22 protein-coding genes and 1 pseudogene are annotated in these 22895 nt (G+C 66.9%); 13 read left to right on the top strand and 10 right to left on the bottom strand.

The genetic code is table 11. The annotated features are described in order from the left end of the window. Nucleotides 1-133: 133 nt before the first annotated feature. Both KUV85_RS02320 and KUV85_RS02315 read left to right on the top strand, forming a co-directional pair. Entirely contained in the window at nt 134-1210 is a 1077-nt protein-coding gene (locus KUV85_RS02320; protein ID WP_425299378.1) for a BtrH N-terminal domain-containing protein, read from the top strand. After that, nucleotides 1207-1881, top strand: coding sequence for a transglutaminase-like domain-containing protein (locus KUV85_RS02315; RefSeq protein WP_219961606.1), 675 nt, complete (start codon nt 1207-1209; stop codon nt 1879-1881). The genes KUV85_RS02320 and KUV85_RS02315 overlap by 4 nt, the downstream gene beginning before the upstream one ends. Nucleotides 1882-1906: 25 nt before the next feature. Here the strand turns inward: KUV85_RS02315 and KUV85_RS02310 are convergent, their stop codons facing one another. After that, a complete protein-coding gene (locus KUV85_RS02310; protein ID WP_219961605.1) occupies nt 1907-2608 on the bottom strand; it encodes a lysophospholipid acyltransferase family protein in 702 nt (233 codons plus the stop codon). Between the two features lie 97 nt (nt 2609-2705). On the opposite strand from KUV85_RS02310, the gene KUV85_RS02305 reads away from it, so the two are divergent. Next, nucleotides 2706-3275: a PaaI family thioesterase gene (locus tag KUV85_RS02305; protein ID WP_219961604.1), complete on the top strand. Its 570-nt coding sequence runs from the start codon at nt 2706-2708 to the stop codon at nt 3273-3275. Between the two features lies 1 nt (nt 3276). Here KUV85_RS02305 and KUV85_RS02300 read toward each other — a convergent pair whose 3' ends face one another. Beyond that, nucleotides 3277-3954, bottom strand: coding sequence for a TetR/AcrR family transcriptional regulator (locus KUV85_RS02300; RefSeq protein ID WP_219961603.1), 678 nt, complete (start codon nt 3952-3954; stop codon nt 3277-3279). 107 nt (nt 3955-4061) lie between these two features. Here KUV85_RS02300 and KUV85_RS02295 point away from each other — a divergent pair, with 107 nt between their 5' ends. Next, nucleotides 4062-5237 carry an acyl-CoA dehydrogenase family protein gene (locus KUV85_RS02295; protein WP_337926633.1) on the top strand — a complete coding sequence of 392 codons (1176 nt, stop codon included), beginning with the start codon at nt 4062-4064 and terminating at the stop codon, nt 5235-5237. A 277-nt stretch (nt 5238-5514) separates the two neighbouring features. On the opposite strand, the gene KUV85_RS02290 is transcribed toward KUV85_RS02295, so the two are convergent. The 5 genes from KUV85_RS02290 to KUV85_RS02270 form a co-directional block, all read right to left on the bottom strand. Continuing rightward, nucleotides 5515-6342, bottom strand: coding sequence for an SDR family oxidoreductase (locus KUV85_RS02290; RefSeq protein ID WP_219961602.1), 828 nt, complete (start codon nt 6340-6342; stop codon nt 5515-5517). Nucleotides 6343-6356: 14 nt separating this feature from the next. Further along, complete coding sequence (locus KUV85_RS02285; RefSeq protein ID WP_219961601.1) at nt 6357-7865, bottom strand: aldehyde dehydrogenase family protein; 1509 nt, start codon at nt 7863-7865, stop codon at nt 6357-6359. A gap of 180 nt (nt 7866-8045) precedes the next feature. Continuing rightward, nucleotides 8046-9224, bottom strand: a complete 1179-nt coding sequence (locus KUV85_RS02280; protein ID WP_237690185.1) for an NAD(P)/FAD-dependent oxidoreductase — start codon at nt 9222-9224, stop codon at nt 8046-8048. A 20-nt stretch (nt 9225-9244) separates the two neighbouring features. Beyond that, nucleotides 9245-10627 carry a cytochrome P450 gene (locus tag KUV85_RS02275; RefSeq protein ID WP_237690184.1) on the bottom strand — a complete coding sequence of 461 codons (1383 nt, stop codon included), beginning with the start codon at nt 10625-10627 and terminating at the stop codon, nt 9245-9247. A gap of 40 nt (nt 10628-10667) precedes the next feature. After that, the gene (locus KUV85_RS02270; RefSeq protein WP_219961598.1) at nt 10668-10988 is read right to left on the bottom strand and encodes a 2Fe-2S iron-sulfur cluster-binding protein; all 321 of its coding nucleotides are present in this window, start codon (nt 10986-10988) and stop codon (nt 10668-10670) included. A gap of 203 nt (nt 10989-11191) precedes the next feature. On the opposite strand from KUV85_RS02270, the gene KUV85_RS02265 reads away from it, so the two are divergent. Beyond that, nucleotides 11192-12148: a helix-turn-helix domain-containing protein gene (locus KUV85_RS02265; RefSeq protein ID WP_219961597.1), complete on the top strand. Its 957-nt coding sequence runs from the start codon at nt 11192-11194 to the stop codon at nt 12146-12148. 257 nt (nt 12149-12405) lie between these two features. Here KUV85_RS02265 and KUV85_RS02260 read toward each other — a convergent pair whose 3' ends face one another. Continuing rightward, the gene (locus tag KUV85_RS02260; protein ID WP_219961596.1) at nt 12406-13041 is read right to left on the bottom strand and encodes a TetR/AcrR family transcriptional regulator; all 636 of its coding nucleotides are present in this window, start codon (nt 13039-13041) and stop codon (nt 12406-12408) included. A gap of 417 nt (nt 13042-13458) precedes the next feature. Between KUV85_RS02260 and KUV85_RS02255 the strand changes: the two genes are divergently transcribed. Further along, a complete protein-coding gene (locus KUV85_RS02255) occupies nt 13459-14637 on the top strand; it encodes a cytochrome P450 (RefSeq protein WP_219961595.1) in 1179 nt (392 codons plus the stop codon). A gap of 40 nt (nt 14638-14677) precedes the next feature. Continuing rightward, complete coding sequence (locus KUV85_RS02250; protein ID WP_219961594.1) at nt 14678-15205, top strand: hypothetical protein; 528 nt, start codon at nt 14678-14680, stop codon at nt 15203-15205. A 673-nt stretch (nt 15206-15878) separates the two neighbouring features. Here KUV85_RS02250 and KUV85_RS02245 read toward each other — a convergent pair. Together KUV85_RS02245 and KUV85_RS02240 are read right to left on the bottom strand one after the other, a co-directional pair. Beyond that, a complete protein-coding gene (locus tag KUV85_RS02245; protein WP_219961593.1) occupies nt 15879-16970 on the bottom strand; it encodes an IS110 family transposase in 1092 nt (363 codons plus the stop codon). A 435-nt stretch (nt 16971-17405) separates the two neighbouring features. Continuing rightward, nucleotides 17406-18485 (bottom strand): hypothetical protein, encoded by a 1080-nt coding sequence (locus KUV85_RS02240; RefSeq protein WP_219961592.1) that lies wholly within the window; start codon nt 18483-18485, stop codon nt 17406-17408. 156 nt (nt 18486-18641) lie between these two features. Here KUV85_RS02240 and KUV85_RS02235 point away from each other — a divergent pair, with 156 nt between their 5' ends. From KUV85_RS02235 to KUV85_RS17680, 6 genes and pseudogenes are all read left to right on the top strand, one after another. Then, nucleotides 18642-19073, top strand: a complete 432-nt coding sequence (locus KUV85_RS02235; RefSeq protein WP_219961591.1) for a single-stranded DNA-binding protein — start codon at nt 18642-18644, stop codon at nt 19071-19073. A 12-nt stretch (nt 19074-19085) separates the two neighbouring features. Then, nucleotides 19086-19670 (top strand): hypothetical protein, encoded by a 585-nt coding sequence (locus tag KUV85_RS02230; protein ID WP_219961590.1) that lies wholly within the window; start codon nt 19086-19088, stop codon nt 19668-19670. A gap of 117 nt (nt 19671-19787) precedes the next feature. After that, nucleotides 19788-20087, top strand: coding sequence for a hypothetical protein (locus KUV85_RS02225; RefSeq protein WP_219961589.1), 300 nt, complete (start codon nt 19788-19790; stop codon nt 20085-20087). Continuing rightward, on the top strand, nt 20087-21427 hold the full coding sequence (locus KUV85_RS02220) for a hypothetical protein (protein WP_219961588.1): 1341 nt from the start codon (nt 20087-20089) through the stop codon (nt 21425-21427). Before KUV85_RS02225 ends, KUV85_RS02220 begins: the two co-directional genes overlap by 1 nt. A 39-nt stretch (nt 21428-21466) precedes the next feature. Next, nucleotides 21467-21709 (top strand): helix-turn-helix transcriptional regulator, encoded by a 243-nt coding sequence (locus tag KUV85_RS02215; protein WP_219961587.1) that lies wholly within the window; start codon nt 21467-21469, stop codon nt 21707-21709. Nucleotides 21710-21712: 3 nt separating this feature from the next. Further along, nucleotides 21713-22720: pseudogene (locus KUV85_RS17680) on the top strand (tyrosine-type recombinase/integrase); the annotation flags it as partial. Nucleotides 22721-22895: the final 175 nt, after the last annotated feature.

The raw sequence follows: 22895 nt of genomic DNA, 5'->3' as shown, positions 1-22895 counted from the left end.
GAGCCATGACAACAGGTTACTTCGTTTGTCCCTCTGCGGACTCATGTCTTCACACGCACGCCATGGGCGACAGGATTCACAGCGGTGCCTATGATTACGACAAAACCCTTCTTTTGTTTGTCTGGAGAGTCTCGTGGAGAACCCGAGCGACACGCGCGTGATTGACTACCCACATCGCCGAGGTGGGCACTGCGGTTCCGGAGCGATGCGAGATCTTCTCGAGTGGGCAGGCCTTGGGTGGGACGGCCCTCCAGACGAGGGTCTGGTCTTTGCCCTGAGCGGATCTCTTGACCTCTCGTACGTGAGGGACGCGACCCTCATGCCGCCGGTCTACCTCGTGGGTCGCGGCGGCGATCTCGAGACTGATCTTCCCAAGCGCCTGGGGGCCAGCGTCTCGGTGCACGCCACTGACGATCCGCTCGAGGGCTGGAGCTGGGTGCGCGACGCTGTGGACGAGGGACGTCCCGCCCTGGTGTGGGCCGACATCGCAGAGCTTCCCTACCTCCGCGTCCGACTACAGATGAGCCGTCACGACATCGTGGTGATCGGGTACGACGAGGAACAGCAGCTCGCCCACGTCGTGGACAACGATCGTGACGAGGTGCAGCTGGTGCCGTACTCGGCATTGGCGAGGGCTCGGTCCTCCCGGGGATTCCCGGTCCCGACACGCCACACGTACTTCGACATCTCCTGGCCTGATGGGCTGCCGGACCTGAAGGAGGTGGCGTCAGAGGCCTTCGCCCAGGCGGCGGTCGCGATGACCACCGCAACCGGCCCTTCGATCGTGAGCGGTCGCGACTCGGCGGTCGGGGCCACCGGACTCGCCGCCGTGGACCTCTTCGCCGAGGACATCGCATGCTGGCCAGATGTCTTCCCCGATGACGTCCTGGACCTGGTCCTCCACGGATTCAGCGCCTTCGTCGAGAAGGCCGGCACGGGCGGTGGCCTCTTCCGTCGGTTGCTCTCCAGCGGTGCGGCGGACATCGCCCGACTGACGGGGGACGCGAGGGCGCGCGAGGTCGCTGTCGCCGCCCACGCGTGCGCCGAGACGTGGTCCCTGGTCGCTTCGCTGGCGCGCGCGGAGGGAAGCGTGCGTGACCGCCTGGAGAAGGCCGCTGTCGCAGCCGCCGCGCTCCCCTCGCTGGAGCGCGGCCTCGTCATCGCCCTCGAGGTCGCCGGCGCACCTCAGGGTCTGCGGGCCCACGCATGACCAGCATTGAACGAGACCCGCAGGAGGCTCTGGCACCGAGTCACTTCGTCAACAGTGACCACCCCGATGTCCGCGACTTCACCGAGTCGACCCTGAGAGGCGTCACGGATCCGCACGAGCGTATCCGCCTGCTGTTCTCAGCGGTTCGCGACCGCTTGCGCTACGACCCCTACAGCGTCACCGCGGACCCATCGGATTACCGGGCCAGCACGATCTTGGCTGGCGGACCCACCTGGTGTGTGCCCAAGGCGGTGCTGCTCACGGCGAGCCTGCGCGCGGCGGGGATCCCGGCAGTGCTCGGTTTCTCAGATGTGCGGAACCACCTCAGCAGTCCCGCACTGCTGGAGCTGATGGGGACCGATCGGTTCGTCTACCACGGCTGGACCAGCGTCTATGTGGGCGGCGCCTGGCGCAAGGGGTCGCCGGCTTTCAACGCCGAGCTGTGTCAGCGCTTCGGTGTGGCTCCGCTGGAGTTCGACGGGACGCAGGACGCGTTGCTCCATGCCGCCGACGGTGCCGGTCGACGTCACATGGAGTACGTAGGCGAGCGCGGCACGTTCCTCGACCTGCCCTTCGATGAGCTGATGGCGACCCTGAGGAGCACCTACGGGCCCGCCATGCTTCGCGGCCACGACAGCCAGCGCCGTGAGGATCCTTCTTTCCGCTCGTGAGTACGGCGTCGAGGCGCCCGCCGTCTCACTGCGGCGAGGGCAGTGTCCCGCTCAGCTCGCGCACCATGGATGTCAGCCTCTCTTCGAGGCGAATGCGACCGAGTTCCACGGCGCGAGCCTGGTCGAGGTCTCGTAGGTCGTGGAGCGGGATGGGTTCGCCGACCAACACAGTGACGCTCCGCCGCCGACCCCAGCGCAGCCTGCCGCTGTAGGCAGGAAGAATCTCTTGCGCGCCCCACTGCGCCACCGGCACGAGCGGAACCGAGGCTTCCAGGGCGATTCGCACCGCGCCCGACTTCATCGCCATCGGCAGACCGTCTGGCCGCTTGGTGATCGAAGCCTCGGGATACACCAGGAGCAGGCAGCCCGCGCGGGCTGCCGTCACCGCGTCGTCGTACGCCGCACGCCCGGCAGCGCGGTCGACCTTGACATGCCCGGCAGCCCGGAACCACCAGCCCAGGACAGGTCCTCGGAACAAGGTGTCCTTCGCCAGGAAGCGCGGCACCCGATCCTGCGCCAGCAGCATCTCCGCGACCAGCAGCGGATCGATGTGCGACACATGGTTGGCGGCCAGCACCGCTCCCCCGGACCGCGGGAGGCGCTCGACACCTCTCCAGTCCGCCCGACGCAGCGCCACCAGGATCGGCTTGCAGACCACCAACGCCAGCCACCACGCGAACCCCCGCCGGTCGCCACGCCGGTCGCGGAACTTCGTGAATGGTCGCACCACACCTACTGTAGACATAACTGAAGCGTTCGTCTTACTAGAAGACAAAAAGTCACTTGATGTCGCACGTGGCCGACATCCCGAACGAGGAGACCTCATGACCGACGCACAGCAGGGTGCTGCTGGGACGGATCGTGTCGATCCGGTCGACAGGTTGCTCGACACCGGCGAGCCGGCCTCGGCCCTGGATGCCTGGATCCGGTCGATGGCGCGCCCGGAGCCGACGTCCCTCGGGCGGCTGCCCTCGCACTCCCCCACGTGCGCGGGCTGCGGGAAGGAGAACCCGGCCGGCCTGGCTCTGGAGGTCGATGCCACCGAGGCCGGCGTGAGTGCCGTCCATCGCTTCGACCGGCGGCAAGAGGGCGCGCCGGGCATCACTCACGGCGGCCTGGTCGCGGCGGCCTTCGACGACCTCTTCGGGTTCCTGCTCTACCGCGTCGGCGAGCTCGCTGTCACCAGGTCACTGACCGTGGAGTATCTCCGTCCTGTGCTGCTGGGCGTGGACTACGAGTTCACGGCGCGAGTCCGCGAGCAGGCAGGCCGGCGACTCCAGGTGGACGCGTGGGCGACGCAGATCGGGGGGCAGCGTGTTGCAACGGCGCATGCCACGTTCGTCATCGTCGACGTAGAGCACTTCCAGCAGGGCAGCCCTACGACCTCCGATTGACTCACTCGAGGACAAATGGCTCCAGCTCGACGTTCAGATCCAGTTCGATGCCTCGAGCGGCCAGGGCGTCCTGGAGCACAAGGACGACGTGACCGGACAGGCGACTCGCCATCAGGTCCAAGCTCTCGTCGCGCTGGTCGAGCCACCAGATGATGGTGGCGTCGACCATTCCCATGACGCCCACCAGGATCCCTTCCGGGAAGGAGCTCGGGGCAGCGTTGGTGTAGCCCCGAGCAGCGACGGCAATTTCATCCAACAGGCGTGAGCGCCCCATGCGCGCTCGGTGCAGGGTACGACTGTGTCCACGCGCGGCCAAGAGGCGGTAGAGGTGGGGATGAGCATCGGCCCAGGTCGCGCAGGCGTGGACCAGGCCCTCGACGACATGTAGGGGCGTCCCGCGCTTCGTCAGGTGCGGCCTGAGCCGATCGTTGAGGTGCTGGGCCGCGAGACGGACCACTTCTCCGTCCAGGTCCTCTCGGCTGGCGAAGTAGCGGTAGACGTGTGGCCGCGGGATCCCGGCCCGCTCCGCGATGACAGCGGTGCCGGCGTCGGCGCCGATCTCGTCGACGACCCCCAGGGCAGCCTCCGCGATCTGGAGCCGTCGCCGGAGGCGCACCGCATCGTCGCGCGACGAGCGGCGCCGCACCGTGGAGTCCACCCATCGCCCTACCTCGACCACGGGGCCAGCCTAGGCCGCGCGCCCACCCCACCGATGGCCGGCATCGAGCGCGCGCGCGATGGAACACCTTGTACCCAGTCCGGCTTTCGTGATCAGATGGGTACACCGTGTACCCGACCTCCTGGGAGTTTCTGATGACGACCACCCGCCGCGCGCCTTGGATGGATGCCGACCTCGACGATGTGCGTGGCCTCGCGCGCACGTTCTGCGAGAAGGAGATCAAGCCGCATATCGAGACATTCATCGCGGACAAGCACGTCGACAGGCAGCTGTGGAACCGTGCAGGAGACGTCGGTCTGCTCTGCTTGTCCATTCCCGAGGAGTACGGCGGCGGTGGCGGCACCTTCGCCCACGAGGCCATCCTGATCGAGGAGCAGGCTCGGGTCGGCGACAGCTCCTGGGGTGCCTCCCTGCACAACGGCATCGTCGCTCACTACCTGCTCGCCTACGGCACCGAGGAGCAGAAGCAGCAGTGGCTGCCGCAGATGGCTTCCGGCGAGGTCGTCGGTGCGATCGCGATGACCGAGCCCGGCACCGGCTCGGATCTGCAGAACATCAAGACCAAGGCGGTACGTGAGGGCGACGAGTACGTCATCAGCGGCTCGAAGACGTTCATCACCAACGGGTCGCAGGCCGATCTGGTGCTGACCGTGGTCAAGACCGACCCGGACGACCGCGCCGCCGGTATCTCGCTGATGCTGGTGCCCACGAGCACCGACGGATTCGCCCGCGGACGGGTGCTCGACAAGATCGGCATGAAGGGGCAGGACACGTCCGAGCTCTTCTTCGACAATGCTCGTGTGCCGGTCACCAACCTGCTCGGTCTCACCGAGGGGCAGGGCTTCGTCCAGCTCATGCAGCAGCTCCCCCAAGAACGGCTGCTGGTCGCCGTCTCGAATGTCGCTGCCATGGAGTTCTGCCTGGCCGAGACACTGGCCTACGTCCGCGACCGCAGCGCCTTCGGACGACCGATCTGGGGGTTCCAGAACACCAAGTTCAAGATGGCGGAGGTTGCCACCGAGGCTCGCGTCGCCCGATCATTCGTCGACGAGTGCATCCAGCTCCACATCGGCGAGGAACTGGACATCCCCACTGCTGCCATGGTGAAGCTGTGGTGCTCCGAGCGCGCCCAGCGGGTGGCCGACACGTGTCTGCAGCTGCACGGCGGGTACGGCTACATGAACGAGTACCCCATCGCCCGGGTATGGGCCGATATGCGCGTCTCGCAGATCTATGCCGGCAGCTCCGAGATCATGAAGGAGATCATCAGCCGGTCCCTCTGAGCCAGGTCACCCGGCCCATGCCCCAGCAGGATCGACGGACGGCATGCGGCTCGACCGGTGGGAGTCGCGAACATCGTCACGTCCGCACCCTTCATCGGAGAGTGCACCCTTGGCGACTCCCGGCGGACGAACGTCATCGCGTCCTCCCATCGGCTCTGCGGATGCGACGGCATCGTCGATGACGGGAAACATCGCGACCAACGGCCCCGGCGGGAGCTGCGATGACAGGGGCCGCGAACGCTTGTGCAGCGTCCGCGGCCCTGAGTCGTGAGAAGGATCAGCTGCGTCCGATCCGCTCCGTGTAGGCCCGGCGAGCGTCGGTGTCCACGCGCTCGAGGAACACGGTGTCGGTCCCGAGCATCGACCCGAGCCGGGTCGCGACCCCTTCAGGCACGAACTTCATCGCTGCCACCATCGTCCCGGCGACCCTTGTCACCCGTACGAAGGGCTGCGGTCGCTCGATGAGCGCAGCGGTCGCCAACGCGATCTCCTGCGGCTCGGCGTTGCGCATGCCCTTGGCTCCGCTCGTTCCCGAGACGAGTTCGGTGTTGGTGAAGGTGGGTCGCACGGTCGACAGGGTGACGCCCGACCTGCGGTACTCCAAGCGGGCGGCTTCGGTGAAACCGATGACTGCGAACTTGGTGCCGCAGTAGGTCGCCAGCCCCGGCACGGGAAGCTCGCCAGCCAGGGAGGCGGTGTTGATGATGTGCCCTTGTCGGCGGGGCAGCATCCGCTGCAGGGCGATCTTGGTGCCGAAGATGACACCGAGCACGTTGATCTCGACCTGCCGACGGGTGACGTCGTCGGTCTCCTCGTGTGCGTGTCCCGTCGGCATGACTCCGGCGTTGTTGATGAGGACGTCGAGGGGGCCCAGGACCTCCTCGGTCACGTCGAGGAAGGAGGAGATGGAGGCGGGGTCGGTGACGTCCAGGCGGACCGCGACGTCGATCCCGAGCTCTTCGGCAGCGATCTTGAGCTGGGCTTCGTCGATGTCGCCGATGGCCACCTTGTGCCCGCACCCGATCAGCTCCCGGGCGGTGTGGAAGCCGATGCCTCGAGCTCCGCCGGTGATCGCGACCACTCGTGCCGACTTTGATGTCGTCATATTCATTCTTCCTCTCAGAGACCGAGACGCTGCCGCAGGCCGCGTCCGGCGGCCAGACGCAGCACGCGTCCGGCGATGGCCGTACGTCGGGCGGAGTACGGGTACCAGGTGAGTTCTTTCGTGGTGAGCGGGAGCCGCGGCTCGGTGATCGCCTGGACGCGGCAGTACTTTCGAAGGCCCTGGGCGCCGCCGAGGCGTGCTCCGAGACCGGAGGACTTCCATCCGTTGTGCGGGAGACCCACGGCGAACAGGTTGCTGAAGACGTCGTTGATGTTGACCGCTCCGACGTCGAGCTGATCGGCGATGCGCCGGGCCCGGGCCGTGTCGCGCGTCCACACCGTGGCCGAGAGACCGTAGGCGGAGTCGTTCGCCAACGCGATCGCCTCAGCCTCGTCAGCCACTCGCATGATCGGCAGCGTGGGTCCGAACGTCTCCTCGGTCATGCAGGACATGCTGTGATCGACGTCGACCAGCAGCGTGGGCGCGAAGAAGTTGCCTCCGTCGCCGCGCTCTCCGCCGACCAGCACACGTGCCCCGCACGCCCGAGCCTCGCGGACGTGCCTCTCGACGGTGTCCACCTGCGCCCGTGTCACCATCGCGCCTACGTCGTCGCGGGCTCCGGAGCCCTGCTTCAGCGCTCCGAGGGCCGCGGCCACCTTCGCCACCAGTTCGTCGTGGACGGCGTCCACCACGTAGACCCGCTCGACGGAGATGCAGACCTGGCCCGAGTTGAAGATGCCGCCCCACACGATGCCGTGCGCCGCCCGATCCAGGTCGGCATCCTCGAGAACGATGGCAGCGTCCTTGCCACCCAGCTCCAGGCTGACCGGCTTGAGGAGCTCGGCGCACCGCATCGCCACCCGGCGGCCCGTGGCGGTCGAGCCGGTGAACTGCACGAAGTCGACCGCTTCCACCACCGCCTCTCCGGTGTCACCGGCGCCGGAGACGTGCTGGAGGACCGGGGGGGCGCCGATCTCCTGCCAGCCTTCGATGACGCGGGCGCAGGTCAGTGGCGTCACCTCCGATGACTTCGTCAGCACTGCGCACCCGGCAGCCAGTGCCGGCGCTGCGTCCATCAGGAACAGGGTGATGGGGAAGTTCCACGGGACGATGAGCCCCACCAGTGGATGGGGTCGGTAGCTGCGGGTGAGCCGCTTGGGCAGGCTGAGCAGGCCGGTGGAGGCGACCCGCTCGGGCGCGAGGAACTGATTGGCGTGATCGGCGTAGAAGGAGATGAACTCGCACGACGCGGTGGTCTCGACCAAGGCGTCGGGTCGGACCTTGCCCGTTTCCGCGACGAGCAGGTCGGTGAGCTCGTCGGTGTGATCGAGGATCCAGGCTCTCCACCTGCGCAGCCAGCCGGCTCGGCCATCGGGTCCCAGGTCGCGCCACGCGATCTGCGCCGAGCGCAGGTCCTGGGCCATGGCATGCACGCGGTCGGCGTCGTCGACAGGGATCGATCTGAGCGCCTCGCCGCTGGCGGGTCGGCGGATGTCCAGGGTAGGGGCTGGCGGAGGGTTCACGGAGTATTCCTTCTGCTGTAGGGGCGGTGCCCGAGTGGGCGAGGCAGAGTTCCGATGTCAGACGCTTGCGGTCACGGACCACTCCGCGACCCGGGCCAAGGGGGAGGCGGAAGTGGCGGTCTCGCTGGCGAACGAGCCCGGCGGGGGGTCACGCCGTGCTCGCGGCACCACGCGCCCGGATCAGGACGCGACCCGATCCTCGAGTTGGGCTCGGTCGACCGGGAGCCCTTTGCCGAGTGCCTGCTTGGCCCACACGAAGTCTCGTGGGCGGTTCACGCAGTCCGCGGCGAGCAGCCGGCCCCGCTGGAGGTAGTAGCAGGTGAAATCGCGCCCACCAGCCGGGTCACCGTTGATCACGACCTCGTCGTACCCGGTGTTCAATCCGGCGATCTGCAACTTGACGTCGTATTGGTCGGACCAGAACCACGGCAGGCCAGCAATGGGTCGCTCTCGGCCACACAGCGTAGCCGCTGCCGTTTTCGCCTGTTCTGCAGCGCTCGGCACGGATTCCAGCCTGACGAGCCTCTCGTAGCGAGCCATCCAATGGCTGGCGCAATCCCCCGCGGCCACGATCTGGGCATCGCTGGTGCGAGCGTGGTCGTCGATGACGATCCCGTCTTCGACATCCAGGCCCGCGTCGGCAGCAAGCTCGGTGTTCGGGAGAAGTCCCACGCCCACGATCACCAGGTCGGTCGGGATTCGCTCACCGCCGACCAGAATCACCTCCATGACGCGCAGCTCGCCGACCAGACCCTCCACGAGAGCACCCGTCCGGACGACCACACCTGCCTCTCGGTGCAGCCGCTCGTAGAAGGTCGACACCTCGGGGGCAGTGACCCTCTCGAGCACGCGCTCGGCAGCCTCCAGGACGGTCACCTCGAGCCCCAGCGCCCGCAGGGACGCGGCTGTCTCCAGACCGATATAGCCGCCGCCGATGACGACAGCGTGGCGACCGGGCAAGGCCGACTCGCGGATCACCTCGACGTCGGCAAACGTCCGGAGATAGTGAACCCCGGGGAGGTCGCTGCCAGGCAGGCTCAGCCTGCACGCGCGGCCACCCGTGCACAGGGCCAGGCCGCCGTACTCCAGCGTCTCGCCCTCGCTCGTCACGACGCATCCGGCAGCTCGATCGATGCCGGTCACGGTTGCTCGCACCAGTCGGATCTCCTGCTTGGCGTAGAACTCCGCCTTGCGGATCGCGAGCTCCTGCAGGCTGCTCCTGCCCGCGAGGTACGCCTTGGAGAGCGGAGGGCGCTGGTAGGGCAGCGCCGCTTCGTCCCCGATCAGGACGACCTCTCCGTCCCAGCCCTCCTGACGCAGGCTGGCCGCTACCTGGGCCCCCGCATGACTGGCTCCCACGACGAGAGCCCTCCCCCGGGTCACCCGGCGGTCTTGGGAGTCAGCTCGACCATCAACCTGCTGATCCCGCGCACGAAGTTCGACTGGACATACTCCGGCTCGGCAACGACCTCGATCTTCTCGAAGCGAGGCAGCAGCTCCTCCCAGAGGATGCGCAGCTGCAGCTCTGCGAGCCGGTTGCCCATGCACCGGTGGACACCGAAGCCGAACGAGATGTGGTTGCGCGCGTTGCCGCGGTCGATGATGAGGTCATCGGGTCGGTCGAAGACACGCTCGTCACGGTTGCCCGAGGCATACCACATGACCACCTTGTCCCCCTTGCGGATGAACTGGCCGTTGAGGATCGTGTCCTTCTTGGCCACCCGGCGCATGTAGGCCAACGGGGTCTGCCACCGGATGATCTCCGAGACCATATTCGGAATCAGGTCCGGGTTCGCCTTGAGCTTCTCGAACTGGTCCGGGAACTGGTTGAGGGCCAGCACCCCACCGCTCATGGAGTTCCGTGTGGTGTCGTTGCCTCCCACGATCAGCAGGACGAGGTTGCCCAAGAACTCCATCGGGCGGTCGATCAAGTCCTTGGTGTCCTCGTTGCTCTGCAACATCGTGATCAAATCGAAGCCAGGCTCCTCACCCGCCGCGAGGCGGGCCTGCTTGTCGCGCCACAGGGCACTGAGCCCCCGCGCCGCGTCGACGAATCCGCGAAAGATCTTGTCGTTGTCCGAGGGGCCACCGTTGGCCTGCTCCATGGAGCTGGCCAGGTCCGACCACTCCACCAGCTTGCGACGCTGGTCGTAGGGGAAGTCCAGCAACGTGGCCAGCATGCGGGCCGTCAACTCGATGGAGACCAGGTCGACCCAGTTGAAGGGCTCACCGACCGGGAGGCCGTCGAGCACCTCTTGGACGCGGGAGCGGATCAGCGCCTCCATCTCCCGCAGGTTCTTGGGAGCCACGACACCCTGCACGGCCGCGCGCTGCCGGTCGTGCTTGGGCGGATCCATGGCGATGAACATGGCCACATCCATGAACCGCGGAGGCTCGCCGATGATGATGAACGGCTCGGCCGAGAAGGTCTCGTGGTCCTTGTCGACCGCAATGATGTCGGCGTGTCGCGTCACCGACCAGAACGGACCGAAGGGGCTGTTGGCCTGGAAGTGGACGGGCGCCTCGTTCCGCACCCGCTCGAAGTAGGACTGCCACTTGCCCTGCCGGTACAGGAACGGGTTGCTCAGGTCGATGTCGGCCAGAGCAACCTCGTCCACGGGCGGGATGGGCCGCTCGACGAAGATCTTCTGCCCGTTGGTCCGCGTCACGAAGCGGCGGGCCCTGTCGTAGAGGTGGGCACCGCGGATCTGGAGCTCCATCGGGACCAAGGATTGAGCTCGCTCGGTCATCGCGTCGGTCACGGCCGTCAATGTCGTCATGGTGTCGGTGTCCTCTCGCAGGTCACATCTGGAACTCGGGGAGCCGGACGACCAGGCCATCGCAGCTCTCACTCATCCTCATCTGGCACGACAGCCGCGAGGTCGCCTCGCGCTCGGGGTTCATCGACAGCATCTCCTCCTCGACCTGGGTGGACCGTCCGACCACGTCGACCCATGCGTCGTCGACCACCACGTGGCAGGTGCCGCACGCCGCCTCCCCGCCGCAGTCGCCGTCGATGCCCGGGATCATGTTGCTCACGGCGATCTGCATGAGGGACTCGCCGTCCTCCAGCGGCGCCTCGTGCTTCTCCCCGCCGTGAGAGATGAAGGTGACTACTGACATCGCGAAACTCCTCACTCGAAACTGGTGCCAGTCTTGGCGGCGAGCCCACGAAGTGGCTATGGTCACCCGCGTCAGAATTTTGTGAATTCGGCTCAGGAGGCTGGGTGAGACGCGAGGAAGCCGGTGTACCTCCCCTGGCTTTCGTCCAGCTCCTCAACAGCGATGCCCTCCAACCTGACGCCGTCGCCCACTTCCGTCGCATCGTGGACCGCGAGGGTTGGTCGGAACTCGAACTGGTCAGACGCGACCAGCAGGTGCCGATCCGATGGTTTCGCGAGGTGTACCCCGACCTCGATCCCGACCGCGCGACCCGCTTCGGACTCGCCTTCGCCGAACAGGCGCAGCTGACTTCCTTCGGACCCCTGAGCCTGCCGCTGGTCAGTGCCGCTTCCGTGGCCGAGGTCTTCGAGCTCCTCGGCTACCTCCCGGTCATCTCGGGAAGCCTCCGGCCCCACTTCCACCAGAGTTCCGCCGGCTTGACGGTGGGGCTCACCGGGCACACCGGCGACCCCGCTCTCGATTGCCTCGTCATCGCCTACGGAGGAGCAGCACTGCTACGGCTGCTCGACATGCTGGCCGGAGAGCTACCCGCCGTGACGCTGCACCTGGCCTGGGAGGCTCCCAGGAGTTCGACGCCGCAGCCCGACACCATCGCCGGACGCCTGGTCTTCGACGCACGTACCTCGTTCATCGACGTGCCCGTCGACACCCTCTCAGCACCCTGCCGGTTCCCGGACCCGGTCGCCTACCGCATGGCCATCACTGAACTGCGCCGCACGCTCGAGCGCGACAAGACACCCACCAGCGTCACCGAGACCGTCAGGCGGGCGATCGAGGAGAACCCTGACCACAGTGGCCGCAATGAGGTCGCGGCCACCTTGGGGATGTCGGTGAGCACCGTGAAGCGGCGCCTCGACGCCGAGGGCACGACTTTTCGCGAGGTACGCCAGACGATACTCCGCGAGCGTGCCATCGTGCGCCTCCTCGACCCCACGCTGCCCATCAGCCAGATCGCCATCGACCTCGGTTACGGCGACGTGGGCAACTTCTCCCATGCCTTCAAACGCTGGACCGGGCAGTCGCCGGGCGAATTCCGCCGAGCGGGTCGCCGCATTCGGACAGAGTCGGAGACGAGTGGCCACCACGTTCCACCCCGCTGATCACGACCTTGATACGACAATCGCTCACCTGTCACGAACGGGACACAGGTAGCCAGACCGAACGGGAGTTCGCACAGATCCCCATGGGTCAGTCAGTACGACGACCGGTAGTACTACCGCGGGTAGGGCTCGGACTCGGTGTTCGGCTCGTGAACTCAGGCTGGGTTCGAAGGCGCACTCGGGCAACACCTGCGCCGCGTCGATATCCTGGAGGCGCGCTGTCTCCATGATGAAGCGGCCCACGGGCGGTCGCCCGGTTAGGTCGTGCCGTTCGTCGCGTCGCCAGGCGGCATCCCGGGGCGGGACATGGCGAGGCCGTCGAAGATGAACATGCAGATCGATTCGGATAGCCGCGCCGCGTCGCGCCGGGGGTCGGTCGAAGGGCCCTCGACCGCGACCCCGAGACCGGTGACGGTGATCGCGCCGAAAACGCTCGCAGCGACGATTCCCGGGTCGGGGACCTGACGGAGGGATCCGTCTCGGACTCCGTCAGCCATGAGCTGCTCGATGGGCTCGTAGAAGGCGGTGCGCAGTGCCACGGCAAGATCGGGTAGCCGGGTTGCGCGCCCAAGGTCGCCGACGAGGGCGCGGCACAGGTACGGGTGCTCCAGCATGACGCCGAGTTGAGCCGCGACAGCGGCCTTCAATCGTGTTCGTGCGTCATCCTCGGTAGCAACGGCGACGCCTACGGCGCCAGCTATCAGATCCAGCAGGTCGCCGAGCAGGAACTCCAGGACCGCGTTCTTGCCGTCGAGGTGGTAGTAGATCGTCGCCTTGGGGATGCCCGTGACTTCCGCGATGTCCTCGATCTTCGTGCCGTCGAGGCCGCGCTCGGCGATGAGCTCGGCCGCTCCGTAGAGCTGGCTGGCGAGTTTTGCCGGGAGTTTCCTCATCGCTGAGTTCACCTGCCTCTCTGCGGACACGGTCTGGCATCACCAAGTCTCTCATGTTGTACTTTTAGTCCAAACTGATGTTCTAAGCACCGGGGGCGTCAATGCGCAGCATGCTTCACCATCGCGCGAAGCGCGAGCCGGTGGTCATGACCGCGGGTCACCGCTCTCCGGTCCTGACAGTGGTCGGGTGGCTCGTGGCCGCGGCCGCCCTCACGTTCCTCGTGACGCCGCTCGGGACGGTGGTGGAGCGCAGCAGAACTGCGTCTCTGCCCGGTAACGCCCTGACACCGCCTGCGCAGCCCTCGTCGAAGACCGCAGCTGGTGGCCACCCCGGAATCCGACCCGCGCACCTTCCGGACCCCAGCCGAAACCCCCAGCCGACGCACGAACATGAACCGATCTCCGATAGAGGTCCCCATGACCAACCAGCAGCCGACCTATAGCCCCTTCGACCCCGAGGTCATCGCAGACCCGTACCCCGTCTACCGCGACCTTCGCCACAACGCACCTGTGTACTGGTCCCCGGACGCGAACTCCTGGGTACTCAGCCGCTACGAGGACGTCTCCGCCGCCCTCGCCGACCCCGCGACGTACTCCTCGGCGTCGGGGATCTTCCCGACCCCGCCCGGAGTCGACATGACCGAGCTGTTCCTGCCAATGCTCATCATGACCGACCCACCCCGGCACACCCAGCTGCGCCACCTCGTCAGCAAGGCCTTCACACCGCGCCGAATCGTCGGGCTCGAGCCACAAATCCAGACCCTTGTCGACGACCTCCTCGATCAAGCCCTTAACGCCGATACCTGGGACTTCGTCTCCGGGTTCGCGGGACCGCTCCCGGCAATCGTCATCGCCGACATGCTCGGTGTCCCGCGCGAGGACCGAGACCGCTTCCGCACCTGGTCCACCACGCTCATCCAGTCCAACCCCACCAGAGGCGAGTTCGGTGCCGGACTGGATGCCGCCGCCGCCCTCTACGACTACTTCAAGACTTTCCTCGAGGAGCGACGCGCCCACCCCCAAGACGACCTCATGACCGCACTCGTTCACGCCGAAGTCGACGGCCAGCACCTCAGCGAGGACGAGCTCCTCGGCTTCTGCCTGCTGCTGCTCGTCGCCGGGCACGAAACCACCACCAACCTGCTCTCCAACAGCGCGGTCGTCCTCGCCCAACACCCCGAGAGTCGACGGCAGCTGGCCGACAACCCAGAGCTCATACCAGCGGCAGTGGAGGAGTTGCTCCGCTACGACTCACCAGTCCAAGGCCTGGCCCGCACCCTGACCCGACAGGCGGACCTGCATGAGCAACGCATGAATGCCGGCGACACAGTGTTGCTGCTCTTCGGATCGGCCAACCGAGACGACCGCGCCTTCCCCGACCCCGACTACTTCAACATCCACCGCGCCCCCGAACGACAGGTCGCATTCGGCCGCGGAATCCACTTCTGCCTCGGCGCAGCCCTGGCCCGCCTCGAAGCACGCATCGCTCTCGAGGCACTGCTTGCCCGCCGGCGTGACTGGGACGTCGACCACGACTCAGCGGTCCGCCTTCGCTCCGGCCCGATCCGCGGCTACGCCTCGCTACTCGTGCAGTAGGACATGCCGACCGCCTCCAATCCAAGAAGAAGAAGAAGCCATGAAGGAACCACCAAAGCCGAGCCGCGCCGGCGTCCTGCACACGGTGATCGAGGAGATCCTCATCCGAAAGGACGGGCAGATTCCCACCGACATCGAAGGCATCGACGCATTTTTCGAAGGCATCGAAGACCTGGCGAATGCGCTCCTCCTTCGATGGCACACCCGCTTGGTGGCATCGTTGGAGCGGAGACTGGCTGACGAACCCGAGGACCGCGCGGAGGCCGTCATCGAGGCATGGCGGCACGCCTCCCGGATCTACTGCGGCGTTCGGAAGGTAATCGACGACCTCACGGACCACCCTCCCACCAAGGAAGTTGCCAGTGCCGTCCGCGCAACCGCGCACAACGACTGGGCCGCCATGGCCCTCGCAGCCGGACTGGCCAGCGCCTTCGACGAACCAGCAGTTCACGTCGGCCACCGTCTCGAACTGGAAGCGCGACGACGCAACCTCGCGGAGCCCAGCACCCCCCGCACGCCCCGGCCGCGAACCTTGCTGGGCAAGGTCAAGGCAACGCTCATCGGCTGAACAAACACCCGCGAAGGCCAGGCGCCTCTCCCACACCCCAGACAAAACCCACCGCGCCACGCACGGGCGACATACCGAGCATCGTCCCCGCTAAGCGCGTAGGGCTCCTACTCGATCCAGGACCACTTGCCAGCCCCTGGCGGCCACAATCCAGGCCTCGCGTCCAAGGCGGGTCGCGCGCACGCTGTTGGACCTTGCCAGCGCGCTACAGCAGTTGCGGGCCTTTTCGACGCAATCTCATGCCTCGCCCCACGGACGGGTCCCGCACCAACGCTGTCGGGTTTATTTCGCCCGCAACCTGCTGATCCAAGTGCAGGCCGAGCTCGTGGCATCATCGACGTTCCGGATGGTCGTTGCCCGGCTCACAGCCGCCGACGTGACCGCGGCGGGGGACAAGACCCGCGACGGGCTCGCTAGTCGCCGCCGTCGAGAGCAGCGACATAGGCACTGAGAATCACCTCAGAGCCCACCACCCCGCGGGCCTCTGCCGCCATCGGTCGTTACAACCGTGATACAAATAGTCAAACATCATCGACGTTTGCGCAGGTCAGGGGCTGTTCGCCGGAGCCGCCTGTCGGAATCGAACCGACGACCTAATCACGTCGGCTTTGCGTCTATCGCTTGATGCGCCCACTGGGCGAACGAGCCGCTGACCTGAAGCTCCTATAGATCGTCAAGCGGCGATCGAGTGGAGCTTCAGGTCAGGGCGCTCTTGGTCGGGGGCCTTGATGAGGGGCAGCAGTTCGCGGACGACGTAGCGCTTGAGGCAGCGGATGATCTCCCGTTTCGACATGCCCTCCTTGGTTCGTCGTTCGACGTAGGCACGGGTCTCGGGGTGCGTCTTCATCCTGACGATTACGACGCGGTGTAGTGCGCTGTTGGCGCCTCGGTTGCCGCCGCGGTTGAGCCGGTGTCGGTTCGTCTTGCCCGAGGACGCCAGCAACGGGCTGACACCACAAAGTGCTGCGAACGATGCCTCGGACTTGAGGCGCTCGGGGTTGTCGCCGGCGGTGATGAGCAACTGCCCAGCGATGTCGGTACCGACACCGTGGACGGCCAAGAGAACCGGGGCTTTCTGGCTGATGAGGGTCTGGAGGTCTTTGTCGGTCTCGGCGAGTTCCTCGGTCAGCATCTGGCAGCGTCGGGCCAAGCGTCGCAGCGTGGCCTTGACTGCCTGCTCGGGGTCGTGGATGTCGCCGGGCCGCAACCGGGCACAGGTGTCGACCAGGCCCTTAGCGCCAAGGCCCGCGAGCCGGGACCGCAGATGTGCGGGCGCGGTGATGACGGTCTGCCGCAGCGCGTTGATCGCGGCCGTATGCGACTTGATCGCACCATTGCGAGCCACCCTGAGCGCTCGGATCGACTCAACGACGCCGTCCCGAGTCTTCGGTGTGCCGGTCGCCGTGCCGGCCTGAACGGCACGCGCGGCAGCGATCGCGTCGGTGGGATCGGACTTGCCCGTCTTGCGTCGGGCGCCTCGGTCCACCTGGTCGACCTCGACGATCCGCAGACCGCCCGCACGAAGATGCTGAAAGAGGCCGGCGCCGTAGGAACCGGTGCCCTCCACCCCAACCGTGACCACGTTTCCGTGGCTCCTCAGCCAGCGCAATAGTTCGCCGAATCCCGCAGGCGTTGCGGGGAAGGTCGCGTGCCCGAGAAGGCGACCCAGACCGTCCAGCGCTGCGACGGTGTGAGTGTCGGCGTGGGTGTCGACCCCGCCAATGATGTCGGTGACCTCGCATGCGAGATCGAGGGTTCCTACCATGGTGATGCACCGCTCTCTTCGTTCTGATGGGACGGGCACACACCGCCGGTCGGGCGGACAGCACAGTGACGAGGCGCGGCCAAGCTCCTATCAGGTCACGCTCCGTCCGGCCGGTGCGTGCGCCCCCGGCCGGCGACAGTTCAGGTCGAAGGCACGAAGCCGGCGCAAACGAGAGTCAACCGACCGGGGACTTCCGCCACGATCCAACAAGACCGGGCAGTCCCGCCATCATCACTGCGCAAACGCCGAGCGTGGGGGACGCCGCCATCCGGTGGTGACCGACGACGACCGACCAGTACCGACCGTTTCACCGGAGCTTGCGGCGGCGTCGAAGCCGAGCAAGCTCCATTCCTTTAGCTCACCGCGCCCTCCTCCTCGCCGGTCCCGTCGTCGTCGAAGACGTTTCAGGGCTCTTCTGACATCGGCGGACGACGTTCAGGCATCAGCCCCGGCACCATCGTTGGGTCGGGGACCGCCGGCTCGTCGCGGCAACTCTTCGCGCGGCACGTCGACCACCTGAACTGATCGTGTCTTCGGAAACTCAAGATCGGCCGGCTCGACCGGGGTTCCGTAGGAGCCCCAGAGGAACTCGCTGTCGGAGATGAACTGCTTGCAAGCCGCGACCTCGGCATCAGTCAGCCCATCCAACGGACGCCACTCCCATAGTGGGAGCCCCGCGTGCCGGTCGGCGAAGTCGAGAATCTTCGGACCCCATTCCCTGCTCAGACCGACGGCGCTCGACCGATACGCCGCGACCGGCAAACCGTCGAGATCCAACACCTCCACTTCTAGAGCTTCACCTTCCACGTACCCGGCGAACGCCTGCACGTACTTCCACTGCTCGTCCATGCCTGGTCGCCCGAGCGCACCCTCAATCGCCTTGCCGAAGAGAAAGAACCTTTCAGCCAGCATCAGTTGAACCAACGGCCGGACGACTTGCTCGCGAGCGCGGGAGATGGAGATCAGGTAGACCTCCCGGAACGGCGAGTCGACGAGGGCTTCCCGTACGCCGTCGCTGAGTAGCGCGGTCACGGAGTACTCGTCCGGCAACGGCTCTCCCGAGAGCAAGTAGCGATCGCGGATGATGAGGTTCACGTGCCCGCCTTCGACGGCGTATCCGCGCGTCCCCTTGCTCTCAATAGTTGCTGCAATGGCCCGTCGGTGATCCGACTCGGATCTCGCCGCCGTGAAGATTCCCGGCATGTTTTCGTGGGTGACGTTCCCATCGAGGTCGGTGATCCTCATGAAGGAGAGCGGCAGGGCCGCCTTGTCGTCCTTATGCATATGCGGCGCGCCGCGGAACAGGGCGTCGAGGTAGTCCGGGTGGCGCACGGACCGGGCGTCAGCTTGGTCCCGGAATAGCTCGGTAACCTCCACGCCGAAAGGCACAGCGCCGTGCCCGTGCTTAGTCAGCAGGAAGTCAGGGCGCTCCGACTCTTCAACGGCCGTGCACTCCTCGATGTCGTACACCGTCCGCAGGATCGACCATTCGTTCGCGCGCTTCTCCACTGGCATCAGCGACCTCCTCGTCGCCGATTGTCCACGCTGCCGCCGAGAGATCGACCGAGCCACTCCTATCCGACGCGAGTGACCGGTGTTGGGCCCTCCTGCACACCTGACTCCTGAGAGCGATCGCCATCCGAGGCATCGCGCGACGGCAGGAGCCAGACCATGACGATTCCCACCCAGATGAGCCTCCAAGGGTTCATCGCTACCGCGCCGGAGCTCAACTTCACCGGCAAGGGCCATGCCCGCTTCTACTGCCGCGTCGGGATCGACCAACACCGCAAGGAAGCCGACGGGTCCTTCACCAAGCTCGACCCGGTCTTCTGCGACCTGGTGATGTTCGACCGCGCCGCCGAGCGCGCGTACACGAGGTTCAAGCCGGGTGACCAGATCATCGCGTCGGGGTACGTGCACGAGTACGAGCAGGAGCGACGCGGCGGCCGGAGCGAGATCCGCGAACAATTCGTCGCCCGACGCATCGGCCACGACTGCGCGAGGACCCGCTACGTCGTCGACCGCCCTGCGGCGAAACAGCCGGACCCGCCAAGCAGCGAGATGGCCGTGGCGAGCGAAACCGCGCCGGCCGTCAACCTCTGAGCGGCACGGACGATGAGCGGCGACGGCGACCGAGGCCAGCAGGCTGTGTTGGATCCGGAGTTCGCGCGGGCCATCGAGTCCGAGTACGGCAACCCCGGCGACCAGTTCGGGGCCGCGGACTTCGATGCTGACGAGCCGCTGCGCCCGATCAACTGGAACTTGCTGACCGCGGATGAGGCGATGGCGGAGTGGCTCGACTTGAACGGTTGGGTCGACTGGCTGCGGCGGTCGTTCGGACTGCCGCCCGCGGTGATTCCGCCGCTCTGGCATCGCCACGACGAGCTGGTGTGGGAGCTCTCGGCGCTGCACACGCACTGGCTCAACGCCTACGACCCCGAGGGTTCACCATCCGGGCCGATCGGGTGGATGCGCGACTTCGCCGAAGCCCGCCACCGGTTGCGCGAGTGGGTCTCGACGGCAGGCTGCCGTCTGGACCGCGACCGCCCGACCAGGCAGACCATCTGGCCCGGCGAAACGCCGGTCGAAGCGGCCGTCGAGGTCGAGATCGTCGACCGGCATGCGGACTTCGTCCAGTTCGTCCACGAAGACGTCGCCGCCCGTCGTCGAATCGAGGAGCAGGTCCATGCTGCGACGTGATCGTTCCACCGCACCTTCCCGGGCGGGGTTCTCCACCGGCCACGGCGCTCGGCTGGGGTCCACCGCACGACCGACAGCACGGTGGCGGCGCCTTCGAACCGATCGACAGGACTCCGCATGTTGCTAGCCCACGCCGCCACCCTCGCCAAAGCCCGCTCGTCCATCGCGGCGCTCGCCGACCACGCTCGCACCGTCGAGGCGTCCTCGGCGTACGAGCGCGCCCTCATCGAGTTGGACTGGCTCCACGGTGACCACGCTCCCGCACTCGACACCTCCGGGCTGACTGATGACCGCGATGCTTTGTTTGCTGCTGCCACATCGGCCGTCGGGCAACTCGCCACCTACGACGTCGATCCGCTTCACGTCGAGCTCCTCCTGGCCGCGCTCGCAGGCGCCGTGGCATTGGACGAACCCTGATGTACGGCGAGAACGGCGGACTGCTGCGAGCAGAGTTGTCGTCGCTGCTCAGACAGCACCGCGTGCAACTCCGGATCGGCGGCGACGGTAGCCACACCGTGCCGGTCTCGACCACAGCCGAGGAACGCCGACAGCTCGGGGAACAGATCCGCCGCTACCGACAGTCGGCGCTGGTCTGGTGCCGGCACGCCACCCGCGCGATCGAGCCGTACGCGTCCAGCAACCTGACGAGGACTGTGGCCAACCCGTTCCGGCTCCCCACCATCCAGCACGGCGGACTTGCGGCACTGGGGCAGGCGCTCCACCACACCGTCGAGGCGTCGACCGCTCCCCTGCCAGGCATGCACGAACTCACGACTCCCCAGAACCTGCCGATGGTGGAGCACTGGCGGCAGGTTGCTCGCGCCGCAGCTCTGGGCGAGCACGACTTCGATGCCGGTCTCGGCGACGGACGCCTCGACAACCAACAGGCCCACACCCTGATCGGCGACGTCGCAGCAACAGTTCGAGCACTCGTCGTCCTCGACCAGCGCTACGCCAACATCCCCGGGTGGGAGAAGCTCCACCACGCCGACCGGCTCGGCTGGAGCGCCCTGGCCTGCGCCGTCGACGCCAGCATGGAACCGCCGGACTACGCCATCGACATGCGCGGCTGGCGCCCCAAAGCGAAGGTCATCGACGGTCCCGCGAAGCCCGGACTGCTCGGCGTACTCCAAGCCGAACACAACCTCGTCATCCGGATGCAGAGCTTCCCCAACGCCATGAACCTGCGCCTCGTCATCGATTCCCAAAGGCTGCTTTCCAGCGACCTCGCCAAGCTCGCGAAGGGGACCGACCCCGAACTACAACAGCAGTGGCACACCCGCGAACGCACCTACGCCGACCTGCAACGGGAACTGCGCAACGTGGGCGGGCGCCTGGGCAAGGGAGGGCTCGCCGTCGCCGAAGGTGCCAACGCCATCGGCAGGCTCAAGGAGATCCGGCCCGACTCGGATCTGGACCCGCGCATGCTGCACGCGTTCACCACCCTCTTCCACCGGCTCGATGACCGGATCGCCGATGTCATCGAGACCGGCATCGACCGCCACGCCTACTTCGCGCGGGTCAAGCTCCCGCGCCTGGACGAGCACAGTGGCGCGATGGTCGCGCCCATCAGGACCCGGTTCATCCCCCTCGCGGAGGCTGACCACCGCGCGATCATCGATCTCGTCCGCGACCGGCTGCGACCACCTCCCGGGCAACCCCCTCTGCGTGGAGCGAAGCGCAGCCGCGCAGAGCTACACGCCGCGATCGTCCACCGGCCAGCGAAAGGGGCGAGCCCCGATGCCCCGTCGCTCTAGTCCCCCAACCAGCCACCCATCGACATCCAAGGAGTCTTCATGAGCGCCAACGGCCACGACGACGACCAGCTCCTCACGATCGCTGAGGTCGCTGCCATCGTGCGAGTCCCGCCCGCCACCCTCCGCTACTGGCGGCATCTCGGCGAGGGCCCGCACAGCTTCCGGATCGGACGCTCCGTGCGCTACTGGCGGACCGAGGTGATGGCCTGGCTCGAGTCCGAGTCGGAGAACAACGCATCTTGCGCCGACCATGGCGCAGCGGTGCGGGAAGGAAGAGGATGAGCCATGGGCAATATCCAGAAGCGGGTCGGCGCCAACGGTCAGGTGACCTGGCGGGCCCGCTACCGCACCCCATCCGGGGTAGAGCGGAACAAGACCTTCGCGAAGAAGGTCGACGCTCAACGGTTCCTCGGGACCGTCCAGCACACCAAGTCGGCCGGCTCATACGTCGATCCCGTGCTTGCCAAGGTGACGGTGGGTGAGTGGGCAACGCGATGGCTCGACGGGCAGGCGCATCTCAAGCCGTCCACCCACGAGCGCTACGCCGGCATCCTCCGCAAGCAGATCCTGCCCAAGTGGTCGAAGGCCCGCTTGAGTGATGTGACCCACTCCGAGGTGCAGCAGTGGGTCACCTCGCTCTCCGTGGATCACGCACCCGCCACCGTGGCCAAGGTGCACCGTGTCCTGTCGCTCATCCTCGACATGGCGGTCAAGGACGGTCGACTCGCCCGCAACGTCGCCAAGGGCGTCAACCTCCCACGCCATCAGAAGCCGGAGCACCGCTACCTGACCCATGAGCAGGTTGAGGATCTGGCGAACGAGTGCGGCTATCCCTCGGACCCCAGCAAGCACAGCAGCCTGGACACCCGTTCGAACGAGACGTACCGCCGCGTCGTGCTCTTCCTCGCCTACACCGGGGTGCGGTTCGGCGAGATGGCGGCACTGCGGGTTGCCCGGCTCGACCTGCATCGCCAGCGCGCCGTGATTGCCGAGTCGGTGACACCGGTCCAGGGCAAGGGACTCGTGTGGGGAACGACGAAGACGCACCAGCGCCGCGAGGTTCCGATCCCACGGTTCCTGTGCATCGAGCTCGCCGAGCACGCCAAGGGCAGGAAGCTCGATGAACTCGTCTTCGGCGGTATCCGCAACGGGCAGCCACTGCGGGTCGCCACGTTCCGCGGTGCCTTCGACGCTGCGGCAGCCGCGATCGGCGTGCCCGGTCTGCACCCGCACCAGCTACGGCACACCGCGGCCAGCTTGGCCATCGCCAGCGGAGCGGACGTGAAGGTCGTCCAGCAGATGCTCGGTCATGCCTCGGCGACGATGACGCTCGACACCTACGGGCACCTCTTCGAGGATCGGCTGAACGAGGTCGGAGACGCCATGGATGCCGCCAGGGAGGCCGCTCGGGCACGACGCTCGCAAGAGTCCACCGTCATTCGCGGGGCCAAATGGGGGCCACGGAGCG

The sequence above is a fragment of the Nocardioides panacisoli genome (assembly GCF_019448235.1).
Taxonomy (GTDB): Bacteria; Actinomycetota; Actinomycetes; order Propionibacteriales; family Nocardioidaceae; genus Nocardioides; species Nocardioides panacisoli_A.
This window is presented reverse-complemented; position numbering and strand designations above follow the sequence as displayed.